This window comes from Paenarthrobacter sp. TYUT067, assembly GCF_023656375.1.
Classification (GTDB): domain Bacteria; phylum Actinomycetota; class Actinomycetes; order Actinomycetales; family Micrococcaceae; genus Arthrobacter.
This window is the reverse complement of record NZ_JAMOIT010000019.1, coordinates 1-19,387: the sequence shown is the minus strand read 5'-3', so window position 1 is coordinate 19,387 and position 19,387 is coordinate 1. Positions and strand designations below refer to the sequence as shown.

The following is a 19,387-nucleotide window of genomic DNA, read 5'->3' as shown; positions in this document are numbered from 1 at the left end:
TTCCGTCAGCTCTCGCGGTTCTTGACGGCGTCAACGATCCTGCGGACCGCCTCGGCCACGGGCACGCCGTTGTCCTGGCTGCCATCCCGGAAGCGGAATGACACGGCACCGGCCTCGGCGTCCTCACCGCCGGCAATCAGGACGAACGGGATCTTGTCCTTGCTGGCTGTACGAATTTTCTTGGGGAACCGGTCAGAGGAGATGTCCACCTCGGCACGGATGCCCGCTGCCTTGAGTTGGCCGACGACGTCGAACATGTAGTCATTGAAGGTCTCGGCCACAGGAATGCCCACTACCTGGACAGGAGCGAGCCAAGCCGGGAACGCTCCGGCGTAGTGCTCGGTGAGCACACCCATGAAGCGTTCCACCGAACCGAACAGTGCCCGGTGGATCATGACAGGCCGCTGGCGTGTGCCGTCGGCCGCCTGGTACTCCAGTTCGAAGCGCTCCGGCAGGTTGAAGTCCAGTTGAATGGTGGACATCTGCCAGGTCCTGCCAAGGGCATCCTTTGCCTGGACGGAGATCTTGGGGCCATAGAATGCTGCTCCACCCGGATCCGGAACGAGTTCCAGACCCGAGGCTGCGGCGACCTCGGAAAGAGTGCGCGTGGCTTCCTCCCACGCAGCGTCGTCGCCAACGAACTTCTCTTCGTTCTTGGTGGAAAGCTCCAAGTAGAAATCATCCAGCCCGTAGTCCTTGAGCAGGCCCAGAACGAAGTTCAGCGTGGTGGTGAGCTCGTCCTTCATCTGCTCGCGGGTGCAGTAGATGTGGGCGTCGTCCTGTGTCATGCCGCGGACGCGGGTCAGCCCGTGCACAACGCCGGACTTCTCGTAGCGGTATACCGATCCGAATTCGAACAGGCGCAGCGGAAGTTCGCGGTAAGAGCGCCCCCGGGAACGGAAGATCAGGTTATGCATGGGGCAGTTCATCGGCTTCAGGTAGTAATCCTGCGCCGGCTTCCGCACTGTGCCGTCTTCGTTGAATTCGGCGTCCACCTGCATCGCCGGGAACATGCCGTCCTTGTACCAGTCAAGGTGGCCGGAGACCTCATAGAGGTGGCCTTTGGTGATGTGGGGTGTGTAGACGAACTCGTATCCGGCGTCCACGTGGCGCTGGCGTGAGTAATCCTCCATGGCCTTGCGGATGATTCCGCCCTTGGGGTGGAAGACAGGAAGGCCCGAGCCCAGTTCGTCCGGGAACGAGAACAGGTCCAGCTCGACGCCGAGCTTGCGGTGGTCGCGTCGCTCTGCTTCGGCGATGCGTTCCTGGTATGCCTTGAGGGCTTCCTTGGTGGGCCACGCCGTGCCGTAAATGCGCTGCAGTTGCTGGTTGTTCTGGTTACCCAACCAGTACGCAGCTGAAGAGCGGGTCAACGCGAAGGCGTTGGCGATGATTTTGGTGTTCTGCAGGTGCGGTCCGCGGCAAAGATCGCACCAGATGCTCTCACCGCTCTTGCGATCTACATTGTCGTAAATCGTGATGTCGCCGGCACCGACCTCAACGTTGACGCCCTCAGCGGCGTCGCTTGCATCGTTCTTCTTGCCCAGCAACTCAAGCTTGTAGGGCTCATTGGCCATCGCCACACGGGCTTCGTCTTCAGTGACAACACGGCGAACGAATTTCTGGTTCTGGTTGATGATTTTTTGCATCATCTTTTCCAGCGTGCGCAGGTCTTCCGGGGTGAACGGATCAGCAACGTCGAAGTCGAAGTAGAAGCCGTCAGTGATGTAGGGACCGATACCGAGCTTGGCGTCGGGGCGCAACTGCTGCACAGCCTGTGCCATGACATGGGCCGTGGAGTGGCGAAGAACGTTGAGTCCATCAGGGGAATCGATGGTGACGCCCTCGACGTTTGCACCCTCGGTGAGGACCTGGTCAAGGTCCTTGAGTACACCATTGACACGGGCTACAACGACGTCGCGGCGCTCGAAGAAGAGTTCCGCGCCGGTAGTCCCTTCCGTCACCTTGGTCTCTTCGCCATCGACGATGAGGGTGATCTGTTGGGCATCTGACACGGGTGTCTCCTATTCATAGTTAAGGCTTCATAGCTTGTGGCGTACGGGGACCACAGCCAGCCACCGTCAATCGTATCCGCTGCAGCGAAGGTGGCCAAAGCAGCGCGCCGGGGCTAAATCAGGCTACTCAAGGCAGGGTTGTGCCAAGGTTTCAGCTTCCCAGACCAGTAATGGCAAGGTTCCTGGAAATACCGTGGAGCGGCCCATGGTGGGTGTATCCATCAGGTAGCCCGGTTTCGGCGGGGAGAAGCTCGGCATAAGGCAACGCTTCCGGACGGCTGAGGTCCCAGGCTTTGCTGGCACTGAGGCTGATTCCTTTGGGGCCGGTCCTTCTGGTGGTCCCCCGGATAAGCAGGAGGCGGGTACCAAACAACAGAGGCCCGGAGTCTTCCTGAGCCTCATGGAAGAAGACCGAATCCACGCAGCCAGTACCGTCATCGATGCTGATGAAGACAACGCGACGCCCGCCACGCATGGGCGGGGTTTGAGTGGCAATTCGGACCCCTGCTACCAGGACTTCGGTCCCGTTGCGCAAGCCCAGGAGCTTGTCTGCCGTGGTGACCCCCAATTTGTCCAGGAGTGGCCGATGACTTTCCATCAGATGTTCGCTGACATCCACCGCCATGAGATCAAGTTCTGCCCTGACGTTATCCACCATGGTTGGCTCAGGAAGCTCAGGAGCAAGGTTTCTCAGTTCAACATCGCCCAGCGCAAAGGACAGCTGCCCTTCTATGACATCGGGGGCCTTCTTGGAGGGGCTGCTTTGGAGCGCTTGCAGATGGTGCACAAGGTCAGCACGGTTCGCAGTTCCTCCGGAGTCCTTATGCAAAGCATCAAAGGCGCCCAGCTGGGCCAGTCTTTTGATGTTCGGTTTACTGACCCGCGCCCGCGCCCTCAGGTCTGCCAGGGAATCGAAAGGTTGCCCGGCAACGATCCTCTTGAGTTCCACTCCTGAAAGCCCGTAAATACCAGTCAGGCTCAAGCGGATGCCCAGCTTGCCCTGATCCGAGCCATGATGGATTTTCTCCACCCTGTATTCAGCCTTGCTCCTGTTGATATCCAAAGGCAGGATGGGGATCCCCAGCCTGCGCGCTTCAGCGACCAACAGCCGTTTGGGATACATCCCGGGATCGTGTTCCCACAATCCAGCAAGAAAGGCCTCGGGATGATGGGCCTTGAGCCAGGCTGACTGATAGGTAGGTACGGCAAATGCAGCACCGTGGGCTTTGCAGAAGCCAAAACTACCGAAGGCTTTCAGGGTCCCCCAAACTTTATCCACCACTTCTGGAGGGTATTTTTTGATTGCTTCCCGTCGGAAGTACTTTTCTACTCCCGGCTCATGTACTTCGTCGCCCAGGGCTCGACGAAATTCGTCGGCCCTGTCCAAGCCGCAATTGGTCATAACGTGGAAGGTTTTCAAAATCTGCTCATGGAAAACCGTGACCCCGTGCGTTTCCTGGAGAACTGGCTTGAGGTCCGGGTGGGGGTAAATCTCAGGAGCAAACCCATGGCGATGCTCCAGGAAGGGCCGCACCATGTCCGACTTCATGGGTCCAGGCCGGAAAAGAGAGATATCGATGATCAGGTCATTGAATTCCCGGGGAGCCATTTTTCCGATGAGTTCACGCTGCCCCGGGGACTCGATCTGGAAGCAACCAAGTGTGTGGGTACTACGTATCAGCTCAAAGGTGGCCTGATCGTCGAAAGGGACGGCATTGAGGTTAATCCTGCCGTCATGAGCAATGTAGTCGGGACCATTCCCGCCCGGCTCCACGGGGTGCTTACCCGCTGCGACAACCTCAGCTTTGGAAGGATGAAGCCGAATCACTTCCCGGACCGCAAAGGCCATGGCACTTTGCATGCGCACTCCCAGGACATCCAGCTTTAGCATGCCCATGGGGTCCATATCGTGTTTATCGAACTGGCTCATGGGCAGACCCATACCGCTGGGTTGGACCGGAGTTCTATCCAGGAGGGTGGCATCTCCCAAAATCACTCCGCAAGGGTGCATGGAAATATGCCGGGGCAAGCGATCCAGCCTTTCTGTAAGATCCACCAGCAAATCCAGCTGCTGGTTCTCCTCCAGGGCTCCTCGTTCCACCCGCCCCGCAAAATCCCGAAGCTCCGGCTTCTCCACCAGGGCTTCACGGAATTTGCGCGCAGAGAATCTCCACAGCTGCTTGGCAATTTCGCCCACTTCTTCGTCAGGCATCCCCAGTGCCATGCCCGCATCCCGCACTGCACCACGTGCCCTGTACCCGTTTTGCATGCTCATCAGGGTGACTCGTTCAGCCCCGAAGCGGTCAAAAATCTTTCGGTAGACGTTATGCCTTTCAGCACTTTCCACATCAATGTCGATATCAGGCAGGGTGGACCGCCGGCCGGAGAGAAAACGTTCAAAAATAAGGTCGTGGCGTATCGGGTCAACCTGACTGATATCGATCAAGTAGTTGACCAGACTTGACGCGCCGGATCCCCTTGCAGCAACACGGACACCCATATCGAGGATCATTGTGGTGACCTCTGCCACGGTGAGGAAGTACGAAGCAAAACCGAGTCCGGCAATGATTTCCAGCTCATGCTCCAACCGCGAGCGCAGGTTTTTTTCCAGGTTTCCGTTGATGCCTGGGAACCGTCTGTTGATTCCTGCTTCACAGCGTTGGGTGAGTTCAACCATGGGGTCTGCGGTGATGCCGATGATGGAGGCTTCAGGGACTACCGGCTTCTTCCAACCCATGTCGAGAATGGGGTCGATGCGGCATTTGTCGGCGAGCGCTTCTGTGTTTGCGAGGAGTTTGGTGAGGTCGGCTTTCCCCTGGCCCGCGGCGTTCATGATTTCTTTGCCGAGTTGGTGCATTTGTTGCGGGGTCTTCAGCCATCCCTGCCCTGTTGGCTGGAGGAGGGGTTCAGTTGAGAGTTCCGGAAGGGATTTGAGGGTGCGTGCGGAGTCGAGTACATCTGCAGTGGCGGCGCCGTCCTGGGCGCAGTAGCGGACGGCGTTGCTGAGTATTGCGGGGGTGTTGAATTCGAGGGCGAGTTTGAGCATGCGTACGGCGTGGGCTGTGCTGAGTGGTTGTCCGGGGGCGCTGAGGTGGGAAACGACTTCGGCCACCATGGTGCCGGGGGGCATGGCGTCGATCCATTGTTTGAAGAGGGTTCTGGGCTTGAGGTATTTGCGTCCGCTCATGGCCCGGCCTACGTCGGAGTCGGGCCCTACGAGTACGGTGAGGACTGGTTTGAGGGTTTTGGGGTCCAGGGTTCTGGAGGCGAGTTCGCCTCGGGTGACCGCAGGTGGGATTGCTCCCCCGGCTTTCCCGGAGGTGCGCGCGTGGGCGTCGGATATGAGGCGGCACAGTGCCCTGTATCCGGCGCCGTTGTTGTTTCCGTGGGCGAGTACGACGACGCGGCCCGCCACTTGGGTGCGGTGGTCGCCGTCGTCGTCGAATACGGCCAGGTCTACCCCGACGATGGGGTGGATGCCTGCGTCCATGCATGCTTTGAGGTGTTTGATGGTGCCGTACAGGCCGTCACGGTCGGTACAGGCGAGAGCTGTGGCTCCGTTTGTTGCGGCTGTTTGGGCTAGTTCATCCGGCCAGGAGACGCCGTAGTGTGCGCTGAAGGCTGTGGAGACGTGCAGGTGGGTAAAGCTCAAGGTTCACGCTGCTTCTTCTGGTTCTACGGCGCTGGATGGCGCGGCGTCGTGGATGCGCAGGAGTCTCCAGCGCCCGCTGCCCAGGTGCCGGACGAGGTCGAGGGTGATGGTGTGGCTGGTTTTCGATTCGACGGTGGCGGGCAGGAGCTGTACGCGCCAGATCTCGTGGTCAACCAGGCCGGCTCCGGCGCCCAGGGGTGCACGGCTTTCTTCAAGCCACCATTGCCGGCGCTCGTACCAGCGAACGGGTTCGTTGGTGACGGTGTACTGCGTTCCTTTCCAGTGGACTTCCTGCGGCTGGCCGGTGTCCGTGCAGCTCACGCTTACTGACTCGCTGAACAGCCCCATGTCTTCACCTCTTACGCCGGAATATTGATTCGAAAGTATGTTCGAATAATTTCAGTTTACGCCGACGCCCTGACAAAACCTAGTTCGAAGTTGATGCCCTTTCCCGGGTTCGCGATACTCGCTTTCCAACTTGCTTGAGCAAGGCGTCTCGCCATGGTTGTGCACCCTGGGCGAGGGCGACAGTCCCCATGAGGGAAGAAGCAGCCCGGAGTAGTTGCGTGCGCATGATGCGCTTCCTGCCATAGACTGCGAGCGCCTTTTCACTGGGCAGCCCATTTAGAAGTTTGCCCAGTGTCACTGCATCGATCAGCGCTTCACAGGCGCCCCGCCCCAGGTTTGGTGTCATGGCGTGGGCGGCATCCCCTATCAACACAACGTTTCCCTGCGAGTATTTGATCAGGGGAGGGCAGATCCAGATGCGTTGGGCAAGCGTGGTGTCCGGCCTGGCCTTTGCGAGTACTTCCTGTACGGCGCTCGCGTGGTTTTCGTAGCGGTTTCGTGTCACTTCGAGGGCTTCTGCGACGTCTACTTTGTCCGGCCCCAGGTCTGAGCGGAATGAAGCGTACCAGTTGCTGCCGCCTTCGGCTGGCGCCAAGCCGAATATCTCGCCACGCCCCCAGTATTCGCCGATGTCCTCCGGGAGCGGGGTTCCGGGGATGACTCCCCTGACGGCCAGGAATGGTGTTGGCCTTGCTTCGCTCTGCGGGCCTCTGAAGTGCCGCCGGACAATGCTGTTGACGCCATCTGCGCCCACGGTCAGCCCGGCAGTACCCGGCAGCTTGTCCACTCTGGCTACTGCCCGGCTCACGGAACGAGGCACTGCCGTGTCCAGCAGCCTCAGGAGTTCGGGCCGGGATATTCCAAGGAGGCCTTCACCTTCCATGGACAGCAGGGGTTCTCCCGAAGGGCGGCGGAGGGCGCCGGTTTTGATCTTGGCTCCGCGACTCCGTACAGCTCCGAGTATCCCCAGCTCTGAGAGCGCGCGTTGGGCTTCCGGCCACATGGCGAGGGTTGTTCCAACAGTGGGGAGTTCGGGGCGCTGCTCGTAGATGGTGACGTCGAACTTGCCGGGGTCCAGTATTCCTGCGAGCGCCAGCCCGGCGATCCCTCCACCAATGATGTCCACCTTTTCCATGGGTTCACAGTACTACTACATTTGTAGTGCCGGTAGGGGTTGAAGCTAGACTTTCGCCATGCCGGACCGCCGAAGTGAACTAGCCGACGCCGCCCTCGCCGTCGTTGCTGCCAAGGGACTCAAAGGACTCACGCACAGGGCCGTCGACGCCCAGGCAGGTGTCGCCGTCGGAACTACCTCGAACTATTTCCGCAACCGGGCAGCACTCATGGGGGCCGCCGTCGACCGCGTTGAAGAACGTGACCGCCTCCTGCTGCAGCAGGGTGGAACGGACATACCGACGTCGGTAGCCGACTTGGCGGATCAGATCGCCGGAGCAGTCATGGGACTCGCGCACCAGAACGCCGAACTGACCCGCGCCAGGTTCGCCTTTGCCCTAGACCAGCCAGGTGTTGTCACTGCCGGGCACGAGCGGCTGGTATCGGCCTTGGCGCAATTGCTCGACGCCATGGGCATATCTGAAGCACGCAGCCGGGCGGAAGCAATCTCCGACTACAGCGACGGGCTCGCCCTTCACCTGCTGACCGCGAGGACGGGGCAGGACATTGACACAGCCATAGTGGCGCGCAACATCCTGCGTCTGTTGGAGGGATGAAAGTCAAGGGGTGGACGGCAGCCGGTCCACAGAGCAGGATTGTGGCATGAGCACCAATGACGCACTCCTGAAGCAGGTCAACATCTCGGCCGAAGACGACAACCTCGTGGCAAGGTTCGAAATCGATGGCAACATACCAGGCTCCGGCGCTTACGTCGTGGGCCTTGTTGCTGCCAGCGAGGACTATTCCTCACAGCGCAGGCTCGGCATAGAGTTCATGAACGGCGAGGCGATCTCCTTCTATTCGTTCAACCACTCCCTCAGTGCCGAGGAGAACTACGACATCAAAGGCGTAGAGCATTCCGGCAACGTCATCACAGGGAATTTTCCGATGTCTGCCATCCACGGGCTTAGCAAAGGCCACGTCATGACAGGCTTCAGCGAAGCCGATGGCCGGGAGTTCCAATCCGGCGTGCCCGTCACCGAAGCTCTGTAGGTCCTGGACGCTTTGGAGTTCCTGTAGTTCCTAGAAGAGAGCTTCCACCGGTTCAATGAGTTCCGGTGAGTTATTGCGGACATTTCCCACCGCTGCGCCCACAGCGTCCAACGTCCACCCGGCCGCGGCGTCGTGCGCCTTGGAGCGGACCAGATCCACCAACCCTTGAGCGTCCTTCTCCCTCGGATCCAACCACGCTTCCATCGTCTCAGTGCTCATCGGCAAGGGAACGCGGTCATGGAGGGCAGTCAGTTCGTCAAACACCGAGGCACTGCGCCGGGTCTTGGCCTCATCCGCCGTTGGGGTATCGGCAGTCAGGATGGACATGGACAGCAACCAACGCCCCGGATCATCATCGGATGCAGACTGGTCACGCCACCACTCATACAAGCCTGCAAAGACCAAACCGTGGCCATCCCCCGGGTGCACATAATACGGTTGCTTGTTCTTACCCTCGCCCTTCTTCCATTCGTAATAACCGTCTGCCGGAACTGCGCAACGCCTGGCAACGGCGGCCTTCTTGAAGGACGGCTTTTCCAACAGCGTCTCGCTTCGAGCGTTGATAAGCCTGGCACCAGCCTTGGGATCCTTCGCCCATGATGGCACCAGACCCCACTTCGCCACATGGAGCTGCCGCTTCACGTCCTCGTCAATCAGCCTCTCCAAAACAATAGGAACGGCATCGGTCGGAGCCACATTCCACGACTTCTCCAGCGCAATCTCGTTCTCAAGTTCGGCGTCAAAATCAGCGAGGAGGTCCCCCACCGCACGAGCCATTACATAACGTCCACACATGGCAACAGTCTGCCCTCTCCTCGGACAACGCACCAGCACCGGCATGTGACGTAACCCGGCCCTGCTGCCGAACGGGAATTATTCGGACGCGGGTTACCGTTGTTACCGACGAACCACCCTGCATTAACAACCCATACTGAGGAGAGCTCTGTGGACTTCACTCCCGACTCCGGCACCATCACCATGTTCTCGACCACCTGGTGCGGTTATTGCAACCGCCTCAAAAAGCAGCTGGACGCCAAGGGCATCGGCTACACCGAGATCAACATCGAAGAAGTAGATGGCACGGCCGAACTCGTCGAGCAGCTCAACGGAGGCAACCGCACCGTACCCACCGTGCTTTTCCCTGACGGAACCGCGGCCACCAACCCGTCCGCTTCCGAGGTGGAGAGCCGACTGGCCGCATAGTCTGCCACACCACCGCTGTTGGGCCCGCACGGAACAATCCCACTCTGTCTGCCACCTGTGATAGACAGAATGGGAATCCGTAGCGGGCCCTTTTTGCACCACAGAAAGGACCCGCGCCCCAAAAGCCCGAAGGGAACATCCCATGGTCCACGCAGTCAAAGGTGTCGTCGTCCGCTCCAAAGGCGCCCCCGCAACCCTGGAAACCATCCTCGTCCCGGAACCCGGCTCCGGCGAAGCCTTGGTGGACATCCTCACCAGCGGCGTCTGCCACACCGATCTCCACTACAAACTCGGCGGCATCAGCGACGACTTTCCGTTCCTCCTCGGCCATGAAGCCACCGGCGTTGTCAGCGCAGTAGGCCCCGACGTCACAGACGTAGCCCCGGGCGACCGTGTCGTCCTGAACTGGCGTGCAGTCTGCGGCAACTGTCGCGCATGCAACCGCGGCCAAGCCCAGTACTGCTTCAACACCCACAACGCCACCCAAAAAATGACCCTCGAAGACGGCACGGAACTCTCACCGGCCCTCGGCATCGGCGCGTTCATCGAAAAGACCCTGGTCGCCGCCGGCCAATGCACCAAGGTAGACCCCGACGCCGATGCCGCCGCCGTCGGCCTGCTCGGCTGCGGCGTCATGGCAGGTTTGGGCGCAGCGCTCAACACCGGCAACGTCAAGCGAGGCGACTCCGTTGCTGTGATCGGCTGCGGAGGAGTGGGCGTAGCAGCCATCGCCGGCGCCGCGCTCGCAGGCGCCACCACCATCATCGCCGTGGACATCGACGCCAAGAAGCTCGAGCGCGCCAAGGACCTCGGTGCAACACACACCGTGGATTCATCCTCAAGCGACCCCATTGAAGAAATCAGGGCTCTGACAGGTGGCTTCGGCGCAGACGTGGTGATTGACGCCGTCGGACGTCCCGAAACCTACAAGCAGGCGTTCTACGCCCGCGACCTCGCAGGCACCGTTGTCCTGGTTGGTGTCCCCACGCCGGAGATGACCTTGGAACTGCCACTGTTGGATGTTTTCGGCCGCGGCGGATCACTCAAGTCATCCTGGTATGGCGACTGCCTGCCCTCCCGGGACTTCCCCATGCTGGTGGACCTGTACAAGCAGGGCAAGCTGGACCTGGACGCCTTCGTCACCGAACGCATCACCATCAACCAGGTGGAAGAAGCGTTCGACAAGATGCACGATGGCGCAGTCCTCCGATCGGTGGTTGAGCTGTGAGCACCGGAAACGTCACCATCGATCGCGTTGTCACCTCCGGGACGTTCTCCCTCGACGGCGGAACCTGGGACGTGGACAACAACGTCTGGATCATCGGCAACGCCACCGAATGCATCGTCATCGACCCCGCGCACAACCCCGAAGCAATTCGCCAGGCCGTGGGTGGCCGAACCGTCAAAGCCATCTTGCTGACGCACGGCCATGATGACCACATCAGTTCCGCGGGTGCGTTCCGGGAGCTCGTCACAGCACCCATCCACCTGCACCAGGAAGACTGGATGCTGTGGAAGGCCGTGTTCCCCCACGTTGACCCTGATGTGGCGATCGTGGACGGTGACGAGTTCACCGTGGCCGGCGCAACGGTGAAAGCGATCCACACTCCCGGACACTCTCCAGGATCCGTTTCGTTCCACCTTGCAAGCGAAGAGACACTCTTCAGCGGAGACACGCTCTTCCAAGGCGGACCCGGTGCGACCGGACGGTCCTACAGCGATTTCCCCACCATCATCGAGTCCATCCGGACAAAGCTCCTGCCACTACCGGAGGAAACCGTGGTCCGCACGGGACACGGCGATTCCACCACCATCGGCGCAGAGAAGCCGCACCTGGATGAATGGATCGCCCGCGGGCACTGACACCAAGCGCAAATAGTGGGGTACGGGCTGACGCCCCTACCCCACTAGGCTGCGGAAGTCGCCGTCGAGAACTTCCGCGTACCCGCGGTAAGCCTCAACAACGGCGTCCTCCACCGACTGAACATCCAGGTGCGGGAGCAGGTCATTGGCCGCACCAGCAGTAGCAGGATCCCACTCCAATCCAAGCGCCGCGTAGCTCGCCGCCAGGACTTCACGAATGGGCTTGGAATCCTCCACCACAATCACCGAACTGAACAACCACCCGCCGGAAACCACACGCTGGGCTGTACCAATCAGTTTGATGCGGTGTGCAGGGAAATCGGGGTCCTCGCCGTGGACACTAAACTCCCCCGGACAGTATTCACCGGGAATCTCACCGACGGCGGCATGAACGCCTACGCTTCTCAGCGCTCCGGCCAGCAGCTCACCAAACTCGGAAAAACGGGCTTTGGCGCGAACGATCGCGTCAGGGTGAGGCTCAATGTGATCAATGACCAAGGTCCCCTGGTGATACGCAGCGGCGCGGCCTCCGGCTTTGCGTATGAGCGGCTCGAACCCCAGCTCCCGGCACGCCTCTGCCGCAGCCTGAAACCCTGGCAAGTTGGCGTCGCGCTGACCGAAAGCAACCGTGGGCTGTGGTCGATACAGGCGAAGGGACGGGCCCAGATTTCCGCTACGGGCACGCTGAAGCAGCTCCAAAGCGAAATCAAGGTCCGCAGCCGCACCCATGGATTCCTTCTGGCGGTAGACAGTGAGCTGGCGGGCCCCTGCTTCCAACCCGCTCATCAGCTTTTCCTCAGGGTCAGGATCTGCTCGGCCCGCCCGAAGGGTCCGTTGAGGTCATGGAGCACAGTGGAGGTCAGGCCGATGCCGTCCGCTCCGAAAGAGACCTTGTTATCCAGACCCAGCCATTCACCGGCCGGAGCGCGATACATATGGATTTGAAGATCCACGTTTGGAAAAATGTAGCTGTTTTCACCCGGAGGAACGCGTGCTGCTATGCCATTTGCGGTGTCCACCAGCCCCAACAGGCGGGCCACATCGGAGCTGTCGTTGTGGTTCGTCAGCGGATGAGACGTCCGGATCCAAACCTTGCCTGATCCAGGACGGTGTCCCTCAGCGATGCGCATCTCCAAAGACCGGATGTAACCACCGGGCCACACGCTCGCCCCATCCCATGGCTTGCATTCATCAGGGGCCGGCATGGACTCATCCTCCACCGCGGCCACGGCGCTGGTGTCGCTGGTGATCATGCGCCACGCGGCGGCACGGATAGCCACGCGACCCCCTGCCGAAAGCTCTGCCTGAAGGAGTTCAATGGTCCTTCCCGGCCTCAGCGTCGAGGTGGTGACCTGGAATTCACCGCCGGGAATCAGCCCGAGGATTTCGTAGCTGATCCGCGCCAGGCGGACGTCGTTCCGCGGCTCATGGCGGACCAAGGCATCTGCGATGATGCCCGACGCCGGAGCCATATGTTGTTCGTGGGGATTCCAGGCACCTTGGGCGTGAAGGGTGGACCGGTAGCGGCCCCCACCCAGTGATTCGTAGTAAAAGTCGCCGTCCGCCAGTTCCGGTAATGCAGTAGTCAACCCAGGCCTTTCGCCGATCCAGCTGTAGAACTCAGACCACTGTATCCGCTGATTTGGCCCTCGCCCGACGCCGACGGAACACAACAACCCACGTAATGGCGGTCACCAGGACCGCCACGCCCACAGCAGCTCCACCAGGTGATGCGGCGGCTACCGCCAACCATGCCTCCAGAGCGGCAAGACCAATGGTTGCGTAGAGCAGGGCCCAGATCACAGACCCCGCCACAGCTGCGGGCAAATATCGTCGGAGTGGCATACGGGCGGCACCGGCTGCGAGGTTAATGGCAGTTTGGAGGCCAACAGTCAGAAAAGACAGTACGACGGCGTACGGACCCCAGCGCTGGATCAGCGCCTGGGCGCGGGCAGCTTTGGGCCGCTCCAAAGAACCACCGAAGCGGGTATGTGCGAACCCGGCCATGGCCCCCCGCCCGATCCAATAAGTAACGTTGACACGGATCATGACAATCGCGAAGAGCGCTGCGAGTGCGACGCCGAAGGGCAAACTCATGATCTGATCCACTCGACTTAGGCTACCCTAAGCAGCGCTTCGCTGAAGACCAGGTCCCGGACTCCTACGGTCAAACCCTAGGATGATTCCATGGACCTCCGCGACGCCGCCCAGGAGTTGTACGCCGTGACACCTCGTGAATTCACGGCGGAACGTACTGCTCTGGTGCGCAAAGCGAAGGACGCCGGGCAAAAAGACTTGGCTCAAGAGATCGGCAGCCTTCCCAAGCCGGCTGCCGGAGCCTGGGCCATCAACATCCTGGCCGTTCACAAACCCGAGGTAATTGACGGCGTCGTACGTTTTGGCATTTCGTTACGAGCCGCCCAGGAGGAGCAGGACACCGAAGCATTCCGTGAACTCGGGCAGCAACGCCAAAGTCAGCTGACAACAGCCGTCCATTCGGCCAGGGATCTCGCTGCAGAGCTGGGGGCTCCACTGAGCGCGGCCGCAACGTCCGATGTTGAGCAGACTTTCAGGGCGGCCATGGCCGATGCCGGGGCAGCCGCCGCGGTACGAACGGGCAGGCTGGTCAGGGGGCTCAGCGGCAGCGGCTTCGAAGCAGTGGACCTTGCAGGAGCAATAGCTGCGGCAGGTCCCGATGACGAAGCGACCGAAGCTACACAAGAGCGATCAGTCGAGAGATCAGTCAAGAAGGTGCCCCCACCACACGCCAAGAGCACTCCGACGTCCCAAGACACTCCGCCCAAGGGGAAGGCACCGCAACAGAAGTCCTCCAAGGAAGAAGCGACGTCCTTGGCCGATCGGCGGGCCGCCAAGCAGCAAGCAGCACTGAAAGAGGCCCGCAGCGAGTTCGACGTCGCCGACCAAACGGCCAGGGAAGCAGAAGCGGCAGCATCCGAAGCGTGGGACACCGTCAATGCACTGGCTGATCGCCGAACCAAACTCAAAGCCGACATTGAAGACCTCAAGAAACGTCTGGCAACCCTTGAAGCCGAACTCATTGGAGTCACCCGTGATGCAGAATCCGCGGAATCAGAAAAGAAACGGGCCGTGCGGGCCGCAACCCAGCAACGCCGCGCCGCCGATCAAGCCCAACGGCGCATCGATCGGCTGAGCTAGTCCTTCTTCTTGACCGGCGACTCCTGCAAATGATGGGTTGCAGGACCCTCAAGATATTTGCCCTCGGGGGTGAAGCGCGAACCGTGCAGAGGGCAGTCCCACGATTTTTCGGCATCATTCCACGTCACGATGCCACCCAGGTGTGAGCACCTGGCCGAAACCATGCAAACGTTGCCGTCCACGGTGGACACTGCGGCTGGTTCACCCTTGTACAGCCCCACAACGCCGGTTCCTTCGGCTGGACGCGTTTGATCCGTGATGTCAGGATTGGCCTTGATTCTTGCCCTGTCCTCCACCATTCGCTTGGTGGTGCTCGCGTTCAACCGCACGGCTTGGAGCGCTCCTTGGGGCGAGGTGACGCGGTGATGGATGGTGGTGGCCCAATCGGATTGGCCGCCCAGGATGTCCGAGGTGATGGATAGGGCTGCCGCTACCCCGTTGCTCATCCCCCACTTGTTGTAGCCGGTGCCGAAAAAGATGCGTCCGTGGCCGCGGGGAAGCTTGCCGAAGAACGGCATCAGGTTGGTGGCTTGGTAATCCTGAGCCGACCACGTATGGGTGACCTCTGCTCCGGGGTAGTGCCGGGTGGCCCACCCCAGCAGGTCATCCAAATGCGACTTAGGTGATGCAGCCCGGCCCGCCGTGTGCCCATAACCACCGACCAGGAGCAGCTCTCCCTCGGGTGTAGGGTGGGTGCGCTGCGAGCGGGTAGGTGAATCGATGGACAGATACATGCCCGTCGGAAGATCGCCCGGGACCTTCAACGCAGCCGCATAGGAGCGGTTGGGCTCAAGCTTGGCAAAATACAGTCCGCGGTCCAGGATTGGGGTGCCCGTAGCTATCACCACAGTGTCTGCAGTGAAAGTGCCCTTGCCCGTGGAGACCTCCATAGGCTGCCCGGAAGCTACGTTCTCCACCTGCATGCCCTCGACAATGAGGCCGCCATGGCCTCGAATGTCCCTGGCAAGGGTTTCCAGCACATCCATGGGGTGAATCTGGGCCTGGCCTTCGAGTTCCAAAGCCTCCACTATGGGGAACGGCAGCCCGGCGTCACGGCTGAAGTGGACGTCCAAACCTGCGTCCCGCGAAACCGCAGCCTCCTTGCGGAGCCGCTGGCCGCCGTCGTCCGTGGTTGCGAAGGTGACCGCGGTCCGGCGTTGAAACGGGATGCCCTGCTGCTCCAGATATTGCGTGAGCCACGCCTGCCCGCTCTTGTTCGCCTCAACATACGCCTTGACCACCTTCAAGGAGTACTGGCTGCGCAGCGCGGAGAGCACACCTCCCTGCAGGAGGCTGAGCTTGCCTGTGGTGTTACCGGTACTCACAGCCCCCAACGTGCGGGCTTCGAAAACCACAACACGCTGGCCGGACCGGGACAACAACAGCGCCGTCACCATCCCCGTGAGGCCCGCGCCAACCACAATCGTGTCATAGTGCTTTTCGTCGGGAAGCGCATCAGAGGTGAACGGGGATTCGCGGTCCAACCACAGCGATTTCATCAAACAACCCGCCTCCCAATCCACTGGCATGTGTTGAGGGAAACGCTAGGCGCCTCGCTGATGCTTATCAAGAGCTTAGGGTGCCACGACGAGGGCTGCGGCGTGTTGCAGTTCAGGGTCCGGATCACTCGCCCAACGATCCAACACCCGATCGGCCCTTTCCCTCGCCAAACCCTCAAGCCGGGCCAGCAGGGGTCCCACCACATCCTTGGCCAGCGGGTCCACCAATTCCCTGGTGCCGGCGCTCCTGATGAACCCCTCGATGCGGGTCAGGTCCGTGTTGACCAGGATGCGCACCTTGGTCTGCAACAGAACCACAGCCGCGAGGCGACGCTCAAAGACCGGCTCTTCCCACAGTTCTGAACTCAGGGCGGTGATGTGGTCATGGCTGAGGTTCTTATACCGCTTGAGCGTATCCCTCACGATTCCCCTTATGGCGCCCACCGACGCGCCATACACCTTCAAGGTCCCGCCCAAACGCTCACTGGCCTCTGCAGCTTTCTCCCAGGTGGACTCCATCTGCAGTGTGTAGTCCACGAATTCACCGGCTTCACTCACCCGTCTATTTTGTCAGTGCCTTCCCATAGCGTGGTGCCACCAGCAATCGACAGGAGCAACATGCCGTCCCAAGAGCTCGCCACCGAGGCATCATTTCCGGGTGTCCCGGCGGCCTCGTCCATGCCCCACTGGTACCCCACACTGCTCAACACGGTGGCTGACCAGGTCCGCGTCGGCAGGACCCGGGCTCTGGCGGCCGCCAACAGTGAGTTGCTGAACTCCTACTGGAGCATTGGCCGACAGCTGGCCGAACGTGAATCCGAGCAAGGCTGGGGTGCCAAAGTAGTCACCCGGCTGTCCGCCGACATCCGCACCCGGTTCCCTGACGCGAAGGGCTTCTCCCCCAGGAACCTTCGGTATATGAAGAGCTTCGCGCAGGCGTGGCCTGACTTCCCAATGTTGCAAGCGCCGCTTGCAACATTGCCCTGGTACCACCAGATCGCGCTGCTGGAAAAGCTCGACGACGCCGCCACGCGCCTTTGGTACGCATCGGCAGCGGCCCAACACGGTTGGTCGCGCAACGTGCTGACGCACCAGATTTCAACGCGTCTCCATGAGCGATCAGGCCAAGCCATCACCAACTTTGCGGCCACTATGGTCCCTGCAGATTCGGATCTCGCGCAGCAGGCAACCAAGGACCCCTACGTCTTTGACTTTTTGTCCATGAGTGACCGGCACACTGAACGGGACCTGGAGCAGCAGTTGGTGAAGCATGTGGAGAAATTCCTGTTGGAGCTGGGCCAGGGTTTCGCCTTTGTGGGCGAGCAGGTCCGGCTGGAAATTGCCGGCGACGAGTTCTTCGCGGACCTGCTCTTTTACCATCTGAAGTTGCGCTGCTACATGGTGATAGAGCTCAAGGCCGTGAAGTTCGAACCCGGGTTCCTGGGCCAGCTTGGGATGTACATGGCTGCGGTGGACGATCTCCTGGCGCACCCGGACGACAAGCCCACCATCGGACTGCTGTTGTGTAAGGAGAAGAACAGCGTGGTGGCCGAGTACGCACTGCGTGGGTTCAACGCCCCCGTTGGCATCGCAGAGTGGAAAACCTCCATCGCCGATTCCTTGCCGGATGAATTGGTGGCGAGCCTGCCCAGTATTGAGACCTTGGAGGCCGAGCTGGCTAGTGAGGCTGCGCGCTTGCAGCGTTGAGTTCTCGGGCAGGGTCCCCTAGACGTTGTCCCTAAACCAAGCCAGGGTGTCGTTCCAGGCTGCTGTGGCTTGGGCCTCCACGTAGCGTTCACTGGTGTCGTTGTGGAAGGCGTGGTCAACGCCGGGGTACACCTTGAGCTGGTGCTTGACGTTGGTTTTATCCAGCGCCTCTTGGAGTTGAGGCATGGAGCCGGTGATGCGGGCATCCTTCTCGGCGTAGACACCGAACACAGCCGGCTTGAGAGTGGGGACTTTGGTCAAGTCCGGTGCGGGGCCATAGAAGGCCGATGTGGCCTTGAGCCCGCCTATCTCTGTTGACGCCTGCCACGTGATCCCGCCACCGAAGCAAAAGCCAACCATCGCGATCCGGCCCTCCTCCACATAACCCTGGCCATTGAGGTACTCAAAGGCGGCTTTAAAGTCACCCACGTGCCTTTGGGCACCCGCCTGCGTCAGAGCGCCCGGGACGGCATCCGGGTCCATCGACGCTGTCCCGCCCTCCCTGCTGAGGAGGTCCAGTGCCAACGCCGCATACCCTTCCTTGGCAAAACGCCGTGCGACATCCTGGATGTGCGGGGTGAGGCCTCTGTTCTCGTGGCAGATCAACACGCCTGGGCCCCTCTGGCTTCCCTCAGGCCGGGCGAGGTAACCGCTGATCTCCGTCCCGCCGGAGTCGAACTTCACTGTGGCAGTAACCAGACCCGCCGCGCCCTCTGGAACGGACAACGGGCTCTTGGCGTTGGGAACCGCGGTAGTGGCGTTCACGGTGTTCCCCGGAGAAGCCGCCGACGACGTGGTCGATGGCGTGGGCATCGGGTCCGTGGTCTTGGGAACCTCCTCCGGCGTGCAACCCACCAAGGCCATGGCCGCCCCTGCAGCCGACATGCTTCCCATGATGAACGCCACCCGCCGGGTGAATGTCTTATGCGACATCTCTCCCGAGCGGTAGTCATCGTAGAACTCTTCGATCAAGTACTTCTCGAACTTCTCCAGCTGCACCACGGCGATCCTCCCGACGATGTGATGATCCTCCCTTGATGTGAAGACGTGAGCAAGGGTGAGATGGTTCAGTGCCGGATCTGTCGCCACCTCCCCGGGAATGAGACTCTAATAATGTCAGTGCCCCCTGCCAGAGTTATGACATGGAGCGGATTCGGGAAAGGCAAGTGGAGGCGGCGGTTTCCGCTGCGCGTCTTCCTGCCACCTCCGGAGGGTTCGTTCTGTCGGGCACCGTCAGTGGTGATCTGATCCAGCAGTTGCGGGTGCTTGAAGATATGAAGTCAGCTATCTCGAGTTTGCAGGCCAAGATCGCTGTTGCCTTTGACCTGGCCCAGAGGCAGGAGCAGGCACAGCAAGGCGTTCCCGCCTCTGACCAAGGTAAAGGGGTGGGGGCTCAGGTGGCGTTGGCGAGGCGGGAGTCCCCGAACCGGGGGTCGCGTTTGCTGGGTTTTGCGAAGGCGTTGGTGGTGGAGATGCCCCACACTTTGGCAGCGTTGCGGGCCGGGCTCTTGAATGAATGGCGGGCCACGTTGCTCGTGAAGGAAACGGCGTGTTTGTCTGTTGAGGATCGGTGTGCGGTGGATGAGGAACTCGCCGCCGATACCGGGACTTTTGATGGCAAGGGTGATAAGGCGATTGTTGCGGCGGTGAAGGCTGCTGCGTATCGGCGGGATCCGCGGTCGGTGGTGGGTCGTGCCAGTCGTGCCGCTGCTGAGCGGATGGTGAGTTTGCGTCCGGCGCCGGACACCATGACGTAC

General features: G+C 60.8%; 19 protein-coding genes. 8 read left to right on the top strand and 11 right to left on the bottom strand.

Translation table 11 applies throughout. From position 1 onward, the window contains the following. Positions 1-5 precede the first annotated feature (5 nt). The 4 genes from thrS to MOD31_RS16685 form a co-directional block, all read right to left on the bottom strand. The gene (thrS, locus tag MOD31_RS16700; RefSeq protein WP_142939050.1) at positions 6-2,015 is read right to left on the bottom strand and encodes a threonine--tRNA ligase; all 2,010 of its coding nucleotides are present in this window, start codon (positions 2,013-2,015) and stop codon (positions 6-8) included. A gap of 151 nt (positions 2,016-2,166) precedes the next feature. Beyond that, on the bottom strand, positions 2,167-5,667 hold the full coding sequence (locus MOD31_RS16695; protein WP_250821164.1) for a DNA polymerase III subunit alpha: 3,501 nt from the start codon (positions 5,665-5,667) through the stop codon (positions 2,167-2,169). Positions 5,668-5,670: 3 nt separating this feature from the next. After that, positions 5,671-6,015 carry a DUF6504 family protein gene (locus tag MOD31_RS16690; protein WP_142939048.1) on the bottom strand — a complete coding sequence of 115 codons (345 nt, stop codon included), beginning with the start codon at positions 6,013-6,015 and terminating at the stop codon, positions 5,671-5,673. A 79-nt stretch (positions 6,016-6,094) separates the two neighbouring features. Beyond that, a complete protein-coding gene (locus tag MOD31_RS16685) occupies positions 6,095-7,150 on the bottom strand; it encodes an FAD-dependent monooxygenase (RefSeq protein WP_250821163.1) in 1,056 nt (351 codons plus the stop codon). A gap of 58 nt (positions 7,151-7,208) precedes the next feature. Between MOD31_RS16685 and MOD31_RS16680 the strand changes: the two genes are divergently transcribed. Further along, entirely contained in the window at positions 7,209-7,745 is a 537-nt protein-coding gene (locus MOD31_RS16680) for a TetR/AcrR family transcriptional regulator (protein WP_250821162.1), read from the top strand. Positions 7,746-7,791: 46 nt separating this feature from the next. Continuing rightward, complete coding sequence (locus tag MOD31_RS16675; protein ID WP_014921999.1) at positions 7,792-8,181, top strand: hypothetical protein; 390 nt, start codon at positions 7,792-7,794, stop codon at positions 8,179-8,181. Between the two features lie 30 nt (positions 8,182-8,211). Here the strand turns inward: MOD31_RS16675 and MOD31_RS16670 are convergent, their stop codons facing one another. Next, positions 8,212-8,958, bottom strand: a complete 747-nt coding sequence (locus MOD31_RS16670) for an SOS response-associated peptidase (protein WP_250821161.1) — start codon at positions 8,956-8,958, stop codon at positions 8,212-8,214. Positions 8,959-9,126: 168 nt separating this feature from the next. Here MOD31_RS16670 and MOD31_RS16665 point away from each other — a divergent pair, with 168 nt between their 5' ends. From MOD31_RS16665 to MOD31_RS16655, 3 genes are all read left to right on the top strand, one after another. Next, positions 9,127-9,384: a mycoredoxin gene (locus MOD31_RS16665; protein ID WP_018777778.1), complete on the top strand. Its 258-nt coding sequence runs from the start codon at positions 9,127-9,129 to the stop codon at positions 9,382-9,384. Positions 9,385-9,526: 142 nt separating this feature from the next. Beyond that, the gene (locus MOD31_RS16660) at positions 9,527-10,612 is read left to right on the top strand and encodes an S-(hydroxymethyl)mycothiol dehydrogenase (RefSeq protein WP_250821160.1); all 1,086 of its coding nucleotides are present in this window, start codon (positions 9,527-9,529) and stop codon (positions 10,610-10,612) included. Further along, a complete protein-coding gene (locus MOD31_RS16655; protein WP_250821159.1) occupies positions 10,609-11,247 on the top strand; it encodes an MBL fold metallo-hydrolase in 639 nt (212 codons plus the stop codon). Before MOD31_RS16660 ends, MOD31_RS16655 begins: the two co-directional genes overlap by 4 nt. A gap of 36 nt (positions 11,248-11,283) precedes the next feature. Here MOD31_RS16655 and MOD31_RS16650 read toward each other — a convergent pair whose 3' ends face one another. The 3 genes from MOD31_RS16650 to MOD31_RS16640 are packed head-to-tail and all read right to left on the bottom strand — an operon-like array spanning position 11,284 to position 13,356. After that, the gene (locus MOD31_RS16650; RefSeq protein WP_166840580.1) at positions 11,284-12,033 is read right to left on the bottom strand and encodes a lipoate--protein ligase family protein; all 750 of its coding nucleotides are present in this window, start codon (positions 12,031-12,033) and stop codon (positions 11,284-11,286) included. Continuing rightward, on the bottom strand, positions 12,033-12,836 hold the full coding sequence (locus tag MOD31_RS16645; RefSeq protein WP_250821158.1) for a thioesterase family protein: 804 nt from the start codon (positions 12,834-12,836) through the stop codon (positions 12,033-12,035). Before MOD31_RS16645 ends, MOD31_RS16650 begins: the two co-directional genes overlap by 1 nt. A gap of 31 nt (positions 12,837-12,867) precedes the next feature. Then, positions 12,868-13,356 carry a VTT domain-containing protein gene (locus tag MOD31_RS16640; protein WP_250821157.1) on the bottom strand — a complete coding sequence of 163 codons (489 nt, stop codon included), beginning with the start codon at positions 13,354-13,356 and terminating at the stop codon, positions 12,868-12,870. A gap of 78 nt (positions 13,357-13,434) precedes the next feature. On the opposite strand from MOD31_RS16640, the gene MOD31_RS16635 reads away from it, so the two are divergent. Continuing rightward, a complete protein-coding gene (locus MOD31_RS16635) occupies positions 13,435-14,424 on the top strand; it encodes a hypothetical protein (RefSeq protein WP_250821156.1) in 990 nt (329 codons plus the stop codon). Here the strand turns inward: MOD31_RS16635 and MOD31_RS16630 are convergent. Both MOD31_RS16630 and MOD31_RS16625 read right to left on the bottom strand, forming a co-directional pair. Continuing rightward, positions 14,421-15,923 carry an FAD-dependent oxidoreductase gene (locus MOD31_RS16630; protein ID WP_250821155.1) on the bottom strand — a complete coding sequence of 501 codons (1,503 nt, stop codon included), beginning with the start codon at positions 15,921-15,923 and terminating at the stop codon, positions 14,421-14,423. The two genes, MOD31_RS16635 and MOD31_RS16630, sit on opposite strands and share 4 nt — an antisense overlap. A gap of 75 nt (positions 15,924-15,998) precedes the next feature. Continuing rightward, positions 15,999-16,481, bottom strand: a complete 483-nt coding sequence (locus MOD31_RS16625; RefSeq protein ID WP_250821154.1) for a DNA alkylation repair protein — start codon at positions 16,479-16,481, stop codon at positions 15,999-16,001. A gap of 60 nt (positions 16,482-16,541) precedes the next feature. Here MOD31_RS16625 and MOD31_RS16620 point away from each other — a divergent pair, with 60 nt between their 5' ends. Further along, the gene (locus MOD31_RS16620; protein WP_250821153.1) at positions 16,542-17,630 is read left to right on the top strand and encodes a YhcG family protein; all 1,089 of its coding nucleotides are present in this window, start codon (positions 16,542-16,544) and stop codon (positions 17,628-17,630) included. An 18-nt stretch (positions 17,631-17,648) separates the two neighbouring features. On the opposite strand, the gene MOD31_RS16615 is transcribed toward MOD31_RS16620, so the two are convergent. Next, positions 17,649-18,632, bottom strand: coding sequence for a dienelactone hydrolase family protein (locus tag MOD31_RS16615; protein ID WP_250821152.1), 984 nt, complete (start codon positions 18,630-18,632; stop codon positions 17,649-17,651). 140 nt (positions 18,633-18,772) lie between these two features. On the opposite strand from MOD31_RS16615, the gene MOD31_RS16610 reads away from it, so the two are divergent. After that, the coding region (locus MOD31_RS16610; RefSeq protein ID WP_250821151.1) for a DUF222 domain-containing protein at positions 18,773-19,387 on the top strand (615 nt) is incomplete at its 3' end.

Excerpts from the sequence above, each read along its gene's own strand:
- MOD31_RS16690 (WP_142939048.1), bottom strand. The coding sequence starts at position 6,015 with ATGGGGCTGTTCAGCGAGTCAGTAAGCGTGAGCTGCACGGACACCGGC.
- MOD31_RS16685 (WP_250821163.1), bottom strand. The coding sequence starts at position 7,150 with ATGGAAAAGGTGGACATCATTGGTGGAGGGATCGCCGGGCTGGCGCTC.
- MOD31_RS16680 (WP_250821162.1), top strand. The coding sequence starts at position 7,209 with ATGCCGGACCGCCGAAGTGAACTAGCCGACGCCGCCCTCGCCGTCGTT.
- MOD31_RS16675 (WP_014921999.1), top strand. The coding sequence starts at position 7,792 with ATGAGCACCAATGACGCACTCCTGAAGCAGGTCAACATCTCGGCCGAA.
- MOD31_RS16670 (WP_250821161.1), bottom strand. The coding sequence starts at position 8,958 with ATGGCTCGTGCGGTGGGGGACCTCCTCGCTGATTTTGACGCCGAACTT.
- MOD31_RS16660 (WP_250821160.1), top strand. The coding sequence starts at position 9,527 with ATGGTCCACGCAGTCAAAGGTGTCGTCGTCCGCTCCAAAGGCGCCCCC.
- MOD31_RS16650 (WP_166840580.1), bottom strand. The coding sequence starts at position 12,033 with ATGAGCGGGTTGGAAGCAGGGGCCCGCCAGCTCACTGTCTACCGCCAG.
- MOD31_RS16635 (WP_250821156.1), top strand. The coding sequence starts at position 13,435 with ATGGACCTCCGCGACGCCGCCCAGGAGTTGTACGCCGTGACACCTCGT.
- MOD31_RS16630 (WP_250821155.1), bottom strand. The coding sequence starts at position 15,923 with ATGAAATCGCTGTGGTTGGACCGCGAATCCCCGTTCACCTCTGATGCG.
- MOD31_RS16620 (WP_250821153.1), top strand. The coding sequence starts at position 16,542 with ATGCCGTCCCAAGAGCTCGCCACCGAGGCATCATTTCCGGGTGTCCCG.